The organism is Halomonas sp. XH26, from assembly GCF_024138895.1.
Classification (GTDB): Bacteria; Pseudomonadota; Gammaproteobacteria; order Pseudomonadales; family Halomonadaceae; genus Vreelandella; species Vreelandella alkaliphila.
On the sequence record NZ_CP071889.1, the window covers coordinates 1,879,481 to 1,892,697 of the forward strand.

The window sequence follows — 13,217 nt, forward strand, 5'->3', positions numbered from 1 at the left end:
CTCCTTTACTCAGGTAGGATTGATACGCCGTTTTAATTAACCGCACGCTTGGTGAGGGATGCTCGCAGCTTGTCAAAATCAACCTGAGGCACCTGAACGGCGGAACCGTATTTACCACTGAACCACTCCTGGGTCGTGGCGGGGCATTGGCTAATCAGCCGCTGGATCTGTCCCGCCTGAAAGGGTGTTACTAGCTTTACTCTAGTGCAGGTGTTGCCGTTATCGTCCTGGCCTCGCGTCGTGATATTTAGCAGGGCACTCAGCACGTAACGTTTGCCATAGCTAGTAGACGAGCCAAAAGCCTGTACCGCGTTTTTGTTACCGCTCATGTCCGCAGGCAGCAGCATGCTGGTCTCTTCACGGTGGCCGTCCTTGTGCATCAACACACCGGTGACCTGAATGCCCCGTTCTTGGGTCTGAATACGGAAGCTCACTGCAAAGCCGTACTTCTGCATAATGGGCCGCACGGTATCGACGATATCTTCCAGCGTGGCGTACTTACCGTTATTGCCTTGGCCATGTTCTTCGATGCTGGGTAACTCGGTCTGCATGGCCGCCATGGCCGCGCTATAGGCCATCATGGCCTGGCGATCCATCACCCGTTCCTGCATCTGTAATAAGCGCTCCATCTTGTCGATATCAACGTCTGGGTTGAGCGCAGCGCGCTCAATGACTTGGATGATGGCCGTGCTTTCTGCAAGGTGAGGGGCAGGCACCGTAGGAACAGCTTGTAAAGAGGGTGCAGATAAGTCGTGATTTACCACATTAGTTTTAGTTGCCATGACGAAGTACCTTCAATAGGGATTAAAGATCGGCAGGAAGCTCACTAGGTGAAACGGGGCATAAGCGCAGCTCGGTGCGATAGAGCTGCCCCTTTGCCATGACGTAGGTCTTGGCATAGGTTTGGTCTTGGGTAAGCAGTCGTTCCGTTAGTTGGGTTAATGCGATATCTAAATCAAGGCTAAGATTGGCCATGGTGTGCTCCACGTAAAATGCAAAAAGCCCAGCCGTGTAGATGGCTGGGCTGATCGCGCTATCCAATAAGGGGTAAGATAAAAACCAAAAGAATTAGCAGTAAGATGATGAGAAACAGCATGTCAGCTCACCAGGGCAAGGGCCGTTTGCAATGCCTCCTGCTTTAACTGAGCCCCTTGACCAAACCACGCTGAATCCAATCGAGTATCGTTACTGCGCGCACGCTTGTCGTGATCCACGTACTCGGTAATAGCATTGAGCAAGCCCCACGCAGTATCTTTGGCAGTGTCGAGATGAGAACCGCGGCCTTCGCCGTGGTAGAGCTTCTGTACCTTGTTAAGCGCCCGATAGTTGGGCAGTTTGGAAGGATCGTCTATCGCCTTATCAATACCGCAGAGTACCGACTGAAAATACTGCTGTGCCTCGCCGTGGTCGACCTTGCGTTCCGCTAACGCCTTCATGCGATACATGAAGTCGTTCCACTGAGAAACAGAAATACCCAGTTGGCGTTTCACTGCACGGGGGTCGAACTCCGAACGGTGGGGCACCTTCACCGCCTGCGACGTACCATCCACGACAATTTGTAGCGTGTTATTGCACACTACCCGCACCGTGGTGGGGGTCGCCATAGTGGCTAGGGTGCCATCGCACGACGTCGCCAACAGCAAGTAGTCGTTCACCTCATCCTGGCCTTTCAGCGAGGTGCTTAAGCCGCTACGGGCCAACGCCCAGAATTTACGCCCACCTTTAAGCACGCCCGCTGTCTCCAGCTCATAACCGGCGTATTCCGTTAGGTCGCGGTAAAACTCCAGAATCTCCTCAGGCTGCACCACCTTATAACGCTGAGATACTACGGAAAGGGGAGCCTTGGTATCCGAGCGATAGAGCACCTTCTGTTCTGGGAACGAGTGGATGCTACCCAAGTGGCTGGCACCCTCGGCAATAAACCGCACTGGCGCTTCTTCAATATGCCAATTCATACCGGCCTGTTGCTGCCAGATTTCCAACGGTTGATGACGTGAAAGCTGCTGCCCCAGGCCATGCCAAGGGGTATCGCCAACGTAAGCCATTTGTTCAACTAGATGTGCCATGAGTCATTCTCCAGATATAAAAAAACGCTGACGAATCGCCAGCGCAAATAAGTGTTTAAGTAAGGGAGCCGCCCGTAGGCGAAGGTAAAAGACGAGGTTTAGTAGGCAGACGCTAAGGGAGGATAGGGATAGCGAAACGCTTGACCGCACGACAGGCATAGCCATGGGGTGCCGTTACCCAAGGGCAGCCACTGTTCAAGCAGCGAGTGGGCGATACGGGAGCCGGTTTGGCCACCGGCAACCGCACCCATCAATGCAGCAGGCAGCTTTGCAAGGGGAAAGCGAGTGACAGCAACCGCAAGTGGACCAGTCATGGCTGTCGCACGCCAGGCACCGATGGCACTCCCTAACAGGGTGCTACCCAAGACGCCAATGCGATGGGCAGTCTCAAGGTTCAACGTACTCAGTGACGCACAGCGTGTGCAGGATGGGGGCATAAACAGCGCTCCTATGCAGTGGAAAAAGGTTCCAGGGTGGTGGATGCATAGGAGTGATATAGATCTGAAATTGGTTGGGATACGTCGATGAGGTATTGCGTTAAGTAAGCACTTTACGGATACTGTTTTTATATACAGTTAATGATGGAGGTGCCCATGACTTTACCTGTTACATTACTGGGACAAGCAGACGTTTTGACGTTTTCGCAGCCCTTACCACTCTATTCCTGTGCCGTGCGCGCTGGCTTTCCCTCGCCCGCAGATGACCATTTGGATACCGATCTTGATCTTCATCGTTATGTGGTGAAACGGCCTGCTGCAACGTATTTCGTGCGCTCAGAAGGAGACTCCATGATCGGCGATGGGATTCACCATGGGGATTTGCTGGTGGTGGATCGCAGCCTCGAAGCCTTACCAGGGCGAATTATAGTGATTTGTGTTGATGGCGAGCTCACGGTAAAGCGCCTTGAGCGGGTAGGGCAGCGGACCTATCTCCGGGCCAGTAATCCCGCTTATCCTCCCATTCCTTTAGATGGACGTGAGTCCCACGTCTGGGGCGTAGTAACTCATGTGCTTCACAGCTTCCCAGGAGCGGCGTTGCAATGATCGCCTTAGTGGACTGCAACAACTTCTACGTCTCCTGCGAGAGGGTCTTCAATCCGTCACTGGAAGGTCGTCCTGTTGGGGTACTATCCAATAACGATGGTTGCGTAGTGGCTCGCAGTAACGAACTCAAAGCCCTAGGTGTGGAGATGGGGACGGCCATGCATCTGCTTGCATCGCATATTCGTCGCCAAGCGGTGTTGCTCTCCAGTAATTACGCCCTGTATGGCGATATGTCCCAGCGGGTCACCGAAGTGCTAGGCGAGTTTTCACCCCATGTTGAGATTTACTCCATTGATGAAAGCTTTGTAGGGTTTCAAGGCTTCGAACATAAGACCCTGGAGGCACGGGGCCAAGCCATGCGCGATACCGTTCGACAGTGGACAGGCATTCCCGTATGCGTGGGGTTTGCACCTACCCGCGTATTGGCCAAAGTGGCGAACCAAGCGGCTAAAAAACATCCCGCCTACAAACAGCACGGGGTGTGTAAGCTGACCGCTGATAGTGAAACGACCAAGGCACTGCTTAAGCAGTTGCCGGTGACCGAGCTGTGGGGCGTGGCACGCCGTACCGGTGAACGTTTAAGGGTGATGGGTATTGAGTCTGCCTGGGATCTGCGCGAAGCAGACCCTAAGCGTATTAGGCAGCGCTTTAGTGTGATGCAGGAGCGCATCGTCTGGGAGTTGCGGGGGCAACCTTCCATTCAGCTAGATGACATGAGCCAGCCCAGACAACAGATCATGGTTTCTCGTTCGTTTGGGCGACTTACCAACGATCCCCGTCAGCTAAGGGAGGCGCTACGGCATCATGCCGCCAGGGCGGGTGAAAAGCTTCGCAAACAGCGAAGCGTCACCAGCGCCATTATGGTGTTTATCCGCACCAACCCGTTTCGTAAAGATTTACCCCAATATCGCCAACGCGTGGTGATATCCCTGGAGCGACCAACTGACGACAGTCGGGAGATTATTGCCGCCGCAGTGCAAGGGCTACGCCGTCTCTGGCGAAAAGGATACGCCTATCACAAAGCCGGCCTAATGCTGCTTGATCTATCCCCCAAAGCTAACCGACAGCTCACCCTTGAAACCCCGCAAACTGACGAAGCGGCTAAGCGCAGCGAACGCCTGATGACGACGATGGACAAGCTCAACCGTGAGCTGGGTAAGGGAACGGTACAGTTGGGCCTGCCCCGTAAAGGAAATGCCTGGGCGCTGCGCAGTGAGCGGAGAACGCCTCGTTACACTACCAAGTGGAACGAGCTGTTGGTCGTTAAGTAGGCCTAACACGCTTGTATGGTGCTGGTCATGCTAGGGGAAGTGCCATTTTAGAAAGAAAATACTGACTGGTATCATTATCTGAGCAGATGCCGAGCCCAAAAGGCTTCTAGTTATCTTATTGAAAAAATGGAATTATTTTTATTGAAAGGAAAGATGAATAAAGTTGTCATGGTCGGCAGAAACCCGCTTACCATGCGGGTTTAGTCTTCTAAATACTAAACCATCGATCCGCTTTAAATGACGGTAATAGTATTATGCTCCTTTGAGGGATTAGGAATAGTATCCATGAAGGGGCCTTTAAGCCGACGCCCTTTCCTCAAGAAGATAGCCGTTAAGCCCTAATAAAACCAGCGCATCTCTTCATGACAAAGCAGTCAAGTGTCATGTAACGATAAGCAAGGCGTGTTAAAGGCACGCCTAACGAATAGTCCTAAATGCTAAAGCGATAAGAAGACAGTGTGACAGCGCTCGCATGATGTTCACAAATATCTGCTAAGGCATTTCCTGTTACGCCGATGATAACCGCGTTTACTAATGCGTTAACATTTCAGCGTTTTCTATTAATCCCATGATCACATTTTTGCTACAGGCATGGCACGGCATCAACGCTGTGTCTATTCCCGTGCGTGAGTTTTAGGAGTTTGATAATGAACACCACTATACAGTACGTAGGACAACACCCACGTAAACGTCATCAATGTAACCCAGCCCTTAAGCTCTGGTGGGATATGTATTACCAAAACATGAGGGTAAATATTGAGAAAGGCCCTTTAATTGAAAACTACCTAGCAACCTTGCTTCGCGTAATGGAGAATGCCCGCCGAGAATGTCCACGAATATTCGCCGTACGCATCGACCCGCGCTTTCCTGCACGGAATTATATTAGCAATACAGGCAATGACAATTCCTATATTCGCAACTTTATAAATCATTTGCAGTGGGAACTAGATGTCGCAGGAACCAAATATCCTCACAAAATGCGCTACGTATGGTGTCGCGAGCAAGTGACCAGCATCCACCATCACTACCACGTACTACTGCTGTTAAGCGGGGATGCGTATAGAAGCCTGGGAAATTATACTCATTCAACTGGTGGAAGCTTTGAGCGTGACAACCTTTACCACCGAATTGTCCGGGCTTGGTCAGTCGCGATAGGCTGGCCACTAGAAAATATGGAAGGGTTAGTACATATAGCCACCGATGACATGACTCATCAAACGTACACTTGGCATTATCAAAGAAATGACCAAGCTACTTTTGAGGAAGTATTTCGTGGGGCTAGCTACATGTGTAAAGAATATTCGAAGCCGATCGGACAAAGTATCCATTGTTTTGAGGGAAGCAGACGGTAGCCACGTAATCCGTCATTAGTCATAAGTCGCAATATCCCAACTCGACTAAAATCGAGCGTTCGAAGCACGCTTCGAACGCTCGATTACTTTGCTGTACTTAGTACCTAAGTGCGCCTATATCGTTAGCTGAGCAATTAATTATCATTCGCTCTCCCTGATTAATCTGATTCGGCAATACACCTTAAAAATCGTTCTAATGATTTTCTTCAGAGCATTCCGCCCAGGCGTGGGTACATCTTGGCCATCATCAAAAAGACTCAGAACCAAACATGGGTAATGTCCATGAATTCAGATAAAAATAAAAAATATGTTATGAAAGCTTGCTATTTTTGCTATTACTAGCAGAAATAGCATGTAAAATTATTAATTTTTATAATTATTCACAGTGAGAAACACAATGCAGACAAATATAAATAGTGAAGAAGAATGGCCAGCCTTTGATGAACAATCACTATTCGAGTCTATGAGCCGCGAGGTGAGCCAGCATGTCGAGGTGGCTCCGGAAATGGCACGAACGACTGCGCTTGGTGCAATGGCAATGGCATGTCAAGGAGTTGTTGATGTAGCTTTTCCTAATGGACATGTGGTTCCTACTTCGTTGAACCTTCTGACTATTGCTGAGAGTGGCGAAAGAAAAACAGCTTTAGAAAATTGGTTCTTTCAACCCATTCGTGATTTTCAGTCAGCACAAAAAAAGGAGCGGCAGCTATCCATTCAGGTATATCAACGAAATCTTAAAAACTGGAGAAATGCGGAAAAAGCACTTGAAAAAAAGCGGACCCAAACTTACTTGAATGGTGAATCCATTGAAGAGATTGAGCGGCAACAAGCCGAGTTAGATGATCAAAAACCTCAACCTTCGCGTCTTCGGCAGCTGATATATGAAAATGTAACACCAAGTGCCCTCGCATTTAGTTTGTACGAAAATATTCCGTTAGCTTGTCTGGTTTCTAGCGAAGCAGGCAACATTTTTGAAGGCCGTGCATTTCAAGATTTACCTATGTTTAATTCGATGTGGAGTGGTTCCACCCTGGATGTATCACGCCGTAGTTCTGAAAGCTTCACATTAGAAAATCCACGATTAAGTCTGGCTTTGATGGCGCAGCCGAAAGTAATTGATCGATTTTTAGAAAAGCGGGGTAGTGAAGCCAGAGACAATGGCTTTCTATCGCGTCTGATCGTAATCAAGCCTGTATCATTCATAGGGAATCGGAAAGGTGGGTCTTCTGTTGATGCCAAAAAAAGCAAGGAGTTTAGCGATAGAGTAACAAATTTGCTTACTGAGGCGTTTGCTATATTGGACAGTAAAAGCCGACAACGGAAGGTTTTAAGGTTTAGCTCATCAGCCAAAACACTTTGGCAACAAATTCAACTAAGCATTGAGCAAGATATGGCAGAGCATGGTAAGTATTACCATGCACGGGATCATGCTTCAAAGCTGATTGATAACGTCACCCGTGTTGCCGCTATTCTTCACACGTTCGAGGGGTATGAAGGAGACATTGAAAGTCATGTCCTTGAATATGCTTATCGGCTTTGTAAATGTCATTCTAACCAATACCTTAAATATTTAGCAGGCGAGCCTGAAATTGTTACCATAACTAATGAACTTATTAGAGAAATCCGGCGCCTGGGTTATCCGATTGGAGAAGATGTTTTTAACTTTAATAAGACATTGTTTCTTCAAAATGGCCGTGGCAAATCCCGCAACCGTAAAACACTTGACCAAGGTTTACAGCTGCTTATAAAGCTGGGACATGTAATATGGACTAGTCACACTAATTTAAAATTTTCCGAGGTAAGATTTTATAATGTCCCCTCCGTCTTAAAAAACGGTATTGATTATCATATTGAAGAGCTACCGAGTTACGAATCACAGTATTTCAGTACAGGCGATACAGGTAGGTATCCTGAAACCAGGATAAATGCATCTTTATAGCCTAAATGCTGATATTAAGCTGTTTCTAAAGATGGTTCGATGTTGTGCATTATCTACGCTTTGAATGAAATCGAACCATCTATTGATCTTTCCCCAAAGTCATCCCCCCGTTCAAGATACGCCTCAATCAGCGCTGATGATGTAGGCGCTTCACGCTTCCACTCTTTATCATTGTACGTTTTCAAAAAACCTAACGGCACATTATATCCCCGCTTCAGAGACGGCTGGTTTGGTATCGATGTCGCAAAGCTGGTCTACTCGGATGCGCAACATGGCGGTTTCGACGAACCACGGCAAGATAGGCGCTTGCGCCCAATTGATTTCGTTTTGGAGGAAAATCACAAAGATGCAAAGAGATTATTTTTATAAAAAATTTCACAGCTAAAGCCCCAGTATTTTTTTACATAGCTGTTTTTGTTGTCTTATTTTTCCAAAAAGCTAATTATTTCCATTGCGAGACTGGTGGTGTTGAGCGGATCTACACTGTCGACATCAACTCACAAGGAGCTCGACCATGAGTAATATCGAACCACCCATCACTGTTCTACGTATGAAGCAATTAGTAAAGAAAATTGGCATCAGCCGTTCTTCTGTGTACGAAAAAATGAATCCCAAATCACCTCGCTACGATAAGACATTCCCGCGGCCTTTCAAACTAGGAAAATCGGCAGTGGGATGGTTTGAAAGTGATATCAATCAATGGCTTATGCAGCGTCATGCATAAATGGTTTAGATGTTTGGTAAAGGCTACTTACGGCGGTGAGTAAAATATTGCTTTCTACATTGCTCATCATTTTTTAACCAGGTAGTTAGCCAAGTTTCAATATCAGTGACTGTTGTATCCGGATCTGCGTCAATTCCATTGTTCATGTGCCGCTCAAATATGAGCGGCGCTAGTTTGCTTGCCGCAGTTTTCATAGCTTTCCAACCATTGACAGGTGCTTGAGATGCTAAAAGCTCGAAAAAATAAGGTTTTAAGTATCGCCGTTCTTGGTGATTATTCTGTCCAGAGGCTCTATTACGATTCGATACTGAAAGTTTGTCTTCCTCATATAGAGCTATCTCTATTTTAAACTCTGACTTTTTGTATTCGATGAGAGTAGACCATGCATTTAGATCACGTCCAGATTGGAAAAGTAAGTCAGAACACAGCAACCAGGTCATTGCTTGAGAGAAATAGCTTTGTAAATAGGGGCTCTGAAACGCAGTACTAAGTGTGTTTTTTATATGCTCTTCGCAGGATGTTCCACTTTGGCCGCTTTTTAACGCTTTCAAGGCTGTTTGGTACGCATCTAAAAATGCAGGGTCTTGGTTTTCTTCAGGAGGTAGGTCGCTATTGATATGATTGCCTGAAAAATAAGCATTTTTCAAAACTATCTTCGCGTCTTCGATGTGCTCAGATAAAGATATCTTCGATTTTACATGGTAAAGGTCATCTACAACCATAACGGGGGTAGGGTATTTAGATGATTCTGGTCTTAAATGTATAGCATTCAGTGGGTAGGTCATGGCTAGTTTGTTGCTCTATTATGCAGATTTGCATATCAAGCCATGTAAAAATATGAATATCAATACGAGATTTAATTGCACGGTGCTAATCATTAACATAAAACCTGATATTAATGATGGGCGCACTCGATCCATCAAGCCAACCCAGCATTCCTGACATGAGGGTATAAAGGGGAAAGATCCATCAGGCATGCCAAATTTGACTTTGTCTTTTACTATTTTGTGATTTTAAGTGATTGTATTTAAAGAGTAAGTGGATTTTTGCCACGTTCAGAGCTATGAATTTAAAATACCTCTGTTCGCTACTCTAGCCTTTGCTGTGAAGCATAGAAGGTGCTCGGCTGGAGGCACAGATGTGTATGATAGTACCCAATTATTTTCATTAAACATGGGGAAGCATCCGTGAACACGGAAAGTCACTCTCAGCTTGCTGCTTTTATCTGGTCGGTCGCTGATCTTCTACGCGGCGATTTCAAGCAGTCCCAGTATGGCCGTATCATTCTGCCGTTTACCCTGCTGCGCCGCCTAGAATGCGTATTAGAGCCTACCAAGGCCGAGGTGTTGAAAGCCGCTGAGGATCACCAGAATAAGCCTGAGGCAGTGCGTGAGAAGCTGTTGCTACGTGCAGCCAATCAGCCGTTTTTCAATGCGTCACCCTTTAGCCTGATCAGCCTGTCTGACACCCAGACCAGCGACGACCTGATGAGCTATGTGCAATCGTTCAGCCAGAGCGCCCGAGAGATTTTCGAGCACTTTGAGTTCGAGAGCTTTGTTCAACAGCTCAGCGCCAATAATCTGCTCTACAAGGTCGTGCAGCAGTTTGCGGCGATTGATCTGAGTCCAGCGCGGGTAAGCAATCACGGTATGGGCGGCATCTTTGAAGAACTGATTCGCAAGTTTGCCGAAAGCTCCAACGAAACCGCCGGGGAGCACTTTACGCCTCGCGATATCGTTCACTTGACTACCTCACTAGTGCTGACCGGGCAAGAAGCCAAACTCAAGCCCAACAGCATCGTCACCGTGTATGACCCGACAGCGGGCACTGGCGGGTTTCTTTCCGAAAGCGACGATTACATTCAGCAGGTCAGCCAGAATGTCACCGTTTCGCTGCACGGGCAGGAGCTGAACCCCGAGTCCTACGCCATTTGTAAGGGCGATATGCTGGTCAAGGGGCAGGAGGTCGAACAGATCAAACTGGGCAACACGCTCTCGGACGACCAACTGGCGGGGGAGCGATTTGACTACATGCTCTCCAATCCGCCGTTTGGCGTTGAGTGGAAGAAGGTACAGAAGCAAGTCACTGACGAGCACAAGCACCGTGGCTATGATGGCCGCTTTGGCCCTGGCTTACCGCGTGTCTCTGATGGCTCGCTGCTTTTTCTGATGCATCTGGTGGCCAAAATGCGTTCCCGCCAAGACGGTGGCTCGCGCATAGGCATCATCCTCAACGGCTCGCCGCTGTTTACCGGTGGGGCGGGCAGTGGCGAATCCGAGATCCGCCGCTACCTGCTACAACATGACATGGTGGAAGCCATCGTTGGCCTGCCCACCGATATGTTCTACAACACCGGCATTGCTACCTATATATGGGTGCTTTCCAACAACAAGCCCGCTGAGCGTAAAGGCAAAGTACAGCTAATTAACGCCACTGGGCGGGCCAGCAAGATGCGCAAGTCGCTAGGTAGTAAACGCCAGTACATTACCGACCGGGATATTGACGATATCGTCCGCTTGTATGGCGCTTATGAGGAAAACGACGAAAGCAAGCTCTTCCCCGTAGAAGCCTTTGGCTATCGTCGCATTACCGTCGAGCGGCCGCTACGCTTGAATTTTGATGCCAGCGCAGAACGCCTGGCCCGGCTGGATGACGAGAAGCCTATTCAGAAGCTGGCAGATGCCGAGCAAGCCGCGCTTAAAACCGCCTGTGAGTCACTCGGTGAACAACGCTACACTAACCGCGATGCATTCACCAAGGCGCTGAAGGGTGCCCTCAAGGCCGAAGGGCTGAAAATCGGCGCACCAGTGCAGAAGGCCATTCTTAATGCGCTTTCTGAGCGCGATCCGGAAGCCGATATTTGCCTGGACAAACACGGTAACCCCGAGCCGGACACCAGCCTGCGCGATAACGAAAACGTGCCCTATGGTGAATCGGTATATGACTACTTTGATCGGGAAGTAAAACCCCACGTACCCGATGCCTGGATCGATGAAAATAAACGCGACGAGCTAGATGGCCGCATTGGCATTGTCGGCTTCGAGATACCGTTCAACCGCCACTTCTATTCGTTTACGCCGCCACGCCTGCTGGAAGAGATCGACGCCGACCTTAAAGCCTGCACCGACAAGATCAAGCAGATGATTGAGGAGCTATCGGCATGAGCTATCCCGCTTATCCCGAATACAAGGACTCCGGCGTCGAGTGGTTGGGTGAGGTGCCGGTGCATTGGGAAGTTACAGCTTTGAAGCGTGGACACGACGTTGTTTTAGGAAAAATGCTACAGCCAGAACCCAAACAGGAAAGTGACCAACTTCTTCCATATTTGCGTGCTGCTAATATACAACCCACGGGAGTTGACCTTAAAGACGTAAGGAAAATGTGGTTCAGCCCATCCGAAGCGCGTCAGTTGGCTCTTGAGTATGGAGATTTATTGATTAGCGAAGGAGGCGATGTTGGTCGTCCAGCACTATGGAGCAATGGCTCTGGTTATCACATTCAAAATTCAATAAATAGGGTGAGGCCAAATGCGAATAATTGTTCGTCTTTCCTTTTCTATTGGATGCTCGCTATTAAGCAAAAGGGCTACGTTGACGTGCTCTGTAATAAGTCGACTATTGCTCACTTTACTGCAGAAAAAGTAGCTTCAGTGCCTACACCTTTCCCTCCAGGTTCAGAGCAAACTCAAATCGCCACCTTCCTCGACCACGAAACCGTCCGTATCGACGCCTTGGTGGAAGAGCAGCAGCGTCTGATCGCGTTGCTCAAGGAAAAGCGCCAGGCGGTTATTTCCCATGCTGTCACCAAAGGGCTCGACCCCGAGGTGCCGATGAAAGACTCTGGGGTGGAGTGGCTGGGGGAAGTGCCAGCGCATTGGGCTGTTGGTCCACTTCGTTGGTATGCAACGATCCAAGGAGGTATCGCCAAAGGTAAGAGTTATGATGCTGAAACACCAACTGTAGAGCTCCCTTATCTTCGCGTAGCGAATGTTCAGGACGGTTACGTAGACCTATCAACGGTTAAAACAGTGGAAGTTGCTGTTTCTGAGATAGAACGCTATCGTCTTCGAGAAGGTGATGTATTGATGAATGAAGGTGGAGATAACGACAAGCTTGGTCGTGGTACCGTTTGGAAGGGGGAAGTTACTGATTGCCTCCACCAAAATCATGTTTTTGCTATTCGGCCGAACCACTTTTTATTGCCACAATGGCTCTCTATGTTCACTCGCTCCAATACAGCTCGTGCTTACTTTTACCTCTATTCCAAGCAAAGCACGAATTTGGCATCGATATCTTCAAGTAGCGTAATGTCATGTCCATTGCCACTTCCTCCTGTTCAGGAGCAACGGCAAGTGCTGGATTTCCTTGCTATTGAAGCTGCTCGATTAGATGATCTGATGCAAGAGAGTATAGAAACTATCAATTTACTCCAAGAGCGCCGTTCTGCACTCATCTCCGCTGCTGTCACCGGCAAGATTGACGTGCGTGGTTGGCAGCCACCAGAGGATTCGGTGTTGACTGGTGAGGCCTCTCAGATGGAGGTTGTATGACACAACTTCCACCCGATACTCAGGAAATGCTCAACAGCCTTCGCACCGCCGTGGCCGAAACCTTAGAGCGCAAGCGCCGCCTGGGCCAATACGCGGTGTTTTGGCAGGATGGCAAGCCCGTTTTAATCGGTGAAGACGCACCGTCCAATCCTGACGTCACAACCCCCGACGATAATCAACAGGCCAAGACGCGACATTGATCACCTGTTAGTTAATCAGTGCGGTAATCGTCATGTGATGGTATCGCCCTGCGTTTTTATTTGACGGGTATTT

Annotated in this window: 14 protein-coding genes; 9 read left to right on the forward strand and 5 right to left on the reverse strand. The window is 48.6% G+C overall.

Annotated elements, in window-relative coordinates; all coding sequences use genetic code 11:
• Positions 1 to 32: 32 nt before the first annotated feature.
• The 4 genes from J4377_RS08705 to J4377_RS08720 all read right to left on the reverse strand — a co-directional run bounded on the left by J4377_RS08705 (position 33) and on the right by J4377_RS08720 (position 2,503).
• Positions 33 to 782 carry an ERF family protein gene (locus tag J4377_RS08705; protein ID WP_083004103.1) on the reverse strand — a complete coding sequence of 250 codons (750 nt, stop codon included), beginning with the start codon at positions 780 to 782 and terminating at the stop codon, positions 33 to 35.
• 22 nt (positions 783 to 804) lie between these two features.
• Positions 805 to 975 carry a hypothetical protein gene (locus J4377_RS08710; protein WP_156886210.1) on the reverse strand — a complete coding sequence of 57 codons (171 nt, stop codon included), beginning with the start codon at positions 973 to 975 and terminating at the stop codon, positions 805 to 807.
• A 122-nt stretch (positions 976 to 1,097) separates the two neighbouring features.
• Positions 1,098 to 2,066, reverse strand: coding sequence for a DUF932 domain-containing protein (locus tag J4377_RS08715; RefSeq protein WP_083004107.1), 969 nt, complete (start codon positions 2,064 to 2,066; stop codon positions 1,098 to 1,100).
• A 98-nt stretch (positions 2,067 to 2,164) separates the two neighbouring features.
• Positions 2,165 to 2,503 carry a hypothetical protein gene (locus tag J4377_RS08720; protein ID WP_083004110.1) on the reverse strand — a complete coding sequence of 113 codons (339 nt, stop codon included), beginning with the start codon at positions 2,501 to 2,503 and terminating at the stop codon, positions 2,165 to 2,167.
• A gap of 156 nt (positions 2,504 to 2,659) precedes the next feature.
• Between J4377_RS08720 and J4377_RS08725 the strand changes: the two genes are divergently transcribed.
• The 6 genes from J4377_RS08725 to J4377_RS08750 all read left to right on the forward strand — a co-directional run bounded on the left by J4377_RS08725 (position 2,660) and on the right by J4377_RS08750 (position 8,395).
• Positions 2,660 to 3,109 (forward strand): LexA family transcriptional regulator, encoded by a 450-nt coding sequence (locus J4377_RS08725; RefSeq protein ID WP_083004113.1) that lies wholly within the window; start codon positions 2,660 to 2,662, stop codon positions 3,107 to 3,109.
• The gene (locus J4377_RS08730) at positions 3,106 to 4,380 is read left to right on the forward strand and encodes a Y-family DNA polymerase (protein WP_083004117.1); all 1,275 of its coding nucleotides are present in this window, start codon (positions 3,106 to 3,108) and stop codon (positions 4,378 to 4,380) included. The genes J4377_RS08725 and J4377_RS08730 overlap by 4 nt, the downstream gene beginning before the upstream one ends.
• A 647-nt stretch (positions 4,381 to 5,027) precedes the next feature.
• Positions 5,028 to 5,732 carry an inovirus-type Gp2 protein gene (locus J4377_RS08735; protein WP_083004120.1) on the forward strand — a complete coding sequence of 235 codons (705 nt, stop codon included), beginning with the start codon at positions 5,028 to 5,030 and terminating at the stop codon, positions 5,730 to 5,732.
• A gap of 397 nt (positions 5,733 to 6,129) precedes the next feature.
• Entirely contained in the window at positions 6,130 to 7,671 is a 1,542-nt protein-coding gene (locus J4377_RS08740) for a YfjI family protein (protein WP_253487916.1), read from the forward strand.
• A 39-nt stretch (positions 7,672 to 7,710) separates the two neighbouring features.
• Positions 7,711 to 8,040 (forward strand): hypothetical protein, encoded by a 330-nt coding sequence (locus J4377_RS08745; RefSeq protein WP_253487918.1) that lies wholly within the window; start codon positions 7,711 to 7,713, stop codon positions 8,038 to 8,040.
• 145 nt (positions 8,041 to 8,185) lie between these two features.
• On the forward strand, positions 8,186 to 8,395 hold the full coding sequence (locus J4377_RS08750; protein ID WP_083004129.1) for an AlpA family transcriptional regulator: 210 nt from the start codon (positions 8,186 to 8,188) through the stop codon (positions 8,393 to 8,395).
• 23 nt (positions 8,396 to 8,418) lie between these two features.
• On the opposite strand, the gene J4377_RS08755 is transcribed toward J4377_RS08750, so the two are convergent.
• The gene (locus J4377_RS08755) at positions 8,419 to 9,180 is read right to left on the reverse strand and encodes a hypothetical protein (protein ID WP_253487920.1); all 762 of its coding nucleotides are present in this window, start codon (positions 9,178 to 9,180) and stop codon (positions 8,419 to 8,421) included.
• Between the two features lie 402 nt (positions 9,181 to 9,582).
• Between J4377_RS08755 and J4377_RS08760 the strand changes: the two genes are divergently transcribed.
• The 3 genes from J4377_RS08760 to J4377_RS08770 are packed head-to-tail and all read left to right on the forward strand — an operon-like array spanning position 9,583 to position 13,144.
• Positions 9,583 to 11,559, forward strand: a complete 1,977-nt coding sequence (locus J4377_RS08760; RefSeq protein ID WP_253487921.1) for a class I SAM-dependent DNA methyltransferase — start codon at positions 9,583 to 9,585, stop codon at positions 11,557 to 11,559.
• Positions 11,556 to 12,944 carry a restriction endonuclease subunit S gene (locus J4377_RS08765; RefSeq protein ID WP_253487929.1) on the forward strand — a complete coding sequence of 463 codons (1,389 nt, stop codon included), beginning with the start codon at positions 11,556 to 11,558 and terminating at the stop codon, positions 12,942 to 12,944. Before J4377_RS08760 ends, J4377_RS08765 begins: the two co-directional genes overlap by 4 nt.
• Positions 12,941 to 13,144, forward strand: coding sequence for a hypothetical protein (locus tag J4377_RS08770; RefSeq protein ID WP_253487931.1), 204 nt, complete (start codon positions 12,941 to 12,943; stop codon positions 13,142 to 13,144). Before J4377_RS08765 ends, J4377_RS08770 begins: the two co-directional genes overlap by 4 nt.
• The last annotated feature ends 73 nt before the right edge of the window (positions 13,145 to 13,217 follow it).

What these genes read in the sequence shown, in the direction of transcription:
- J4377_RS08705 (WP_083004103.1), bottom strand. Translation starts at nt 782, where the DNA reads ATGGCAACTAAAACTAATGTGGTAAATCACGACTTATCTGCACCCTCT.
- J4377_RS08710 (WP_156886210.1), bottom strand. Translation starts at nt 975, where the DNA reads ATGGCCAATCTTAGCCTTGATTTAGATATCGCATTAACCCAACTAACG.
- J4377_RS08715 (WP_083004107.1), bottom strand. Translation starts at nt 2,066, where the DNA reads ATGGCACATCTAGTTGAACAAATGGCTTACGTTGGCGATACCCCTTGG.
- J4377_RS08720 (WP_083004110.1), bottom strand. Translation starts at nt 2,503, where the DNA reads ATGCCCCCATCCTGCACACGCTGTGCGTCACTGAGTACGTTGAACCTT.
- J4377_RS08725 (WP_083004113.1), top strand. Translation starts at nt 2,660, where the DNA reads ATGACTTTACCTGTTACATTACTGGGACAAGCAGACGTTTTGACGTTT.
- J4377_RS08730 (WP_083004117.1), top strand. Translation starts at nt 3,106, where the DNA reads ATGATCGCCTTAGTGGACTGCAACAACTTCTACGTCTCCTGCGAGAGG.
- J4377_RS08735 (WP_083004120.1), top strand. Translation starts at nt 5,028, where the DNA reads ATGAACACCACTATACAGTACGTAGGACAACACCCACGTAAACGTCAT.
- J4377_RS08740 (WP_253487916.1), top strand. Translation starts at nt 6,130, where the DNA reads ATGCAGACAAATATAAATAGTGAAGAAGAATGGCCAGCCTTTGATGAA.
- J4377_RS08745 (WP_253487918.1), top strand. Translation starts at nt 7,711, where the DNA reads ATGTTGTGCATTATCTACGCTTTGAATGAAATCGAACCATCTATTGAT.
- J4377_RS08750 (WP_083004129.1), top strand. Translation starts at nt 8,186, where the DNA reads ATGAGTAATATCGAACCACCCATCACTGTTCTACGTATGAAGCAATTA.
- J4377_RS08755 (WP_253487920.1), bottom strand. Translation starts at nt 9,180, where the DNA reads ATGACCTACCCACTGAATGCTATACATTTAAGACCAGAATCATCTAAA.
- J4377_RS08765 (WP_253487929.1), top strand. Translation starts at nt 11,556, where the DNA reads ATGAGCTATCCCGCTTATCCCGAATACAAGGACTCCGGCGTCGAGTGG.
- J4377_RS08770 (WP_253487931.1), top strand. Translation starts at nt 12,941, where the DNA reads ATGACACAACTTCCACCCGATACTCAGGAAATGCTCAACAGCCTTCGC.